A 720-nucleotide genomic window follows, 5' to 3' on the forward strand; every position below is an offset into this window, starting at 1 on the left:
CCCAGAGCGTTTAGGCGTGATTAGCTTAAGCGGTATTCTTGCTGGCGCAGCGCTCTTATCTGATACTGGTGCTACATTATTCACATCGAATGGCGGCAATATCTCCATTTGGTTAAGCGATGTTAATCATCCGACTGATGAAACCATACCAGAAGATGCTTTGGAGATGACGTCTGCTGAGTTTGAAGCATTAAAGGTTTTACCACCTGCGGAAAGTTATGCCAATTTTACCGTAACGGTAAGTGTAACCAGTTATGAAGTTGACGATAACGGTGCTAAAGTTTCTGGTGTTAACGGTGCAACCAGTACTGCAACAGTCGTGGTCAATGTTCAGGCGGTTACGGACGGTATCGATCTGAAAATTTCAGATGGCAATAATTTTGTTGATACAAGCAGTATAGAGATTGCGGAAGATACTGCACTTAATTTGACTAATTTGTTGCAAGTGACATTGGTGACTGGTGACGATGGAAATTCGAATGCCGACACCGATGGTAGTGAGCAACGCTGGATGACCATTACGGGGTTACCAGCAGGTACAACCTTAACTGTAGGTGGACAGTCTCACACCATTACTACAACAGAATCGTCGAATGGCTATCGAATAGACATTCCAAATAATTACAATGGCGTTTCACCAAGCTTACCATCGATTACAGTGACACCACCAAAAGACTTTAGTGGTGACATTAACAATATCCAGATCACACTACATGCGCA

1 protein-coding gene is annotated in these 720 nt (G+C 43.3%); it reads left to right on the forward strand.

The window, feature by feature from the left end:
• Nucleotides 1-720, forward strand: a 720-nt coding sequence (locus ACNPNW_RS06335; RefSeq protein ID WP_448766760.1) for a hypothetical protein, incomplete at both ends; no start/stop codon positions are given.

The sequence above is a fragment of the Acinetobacter endophylla genome, assembly GCF_053543775.1.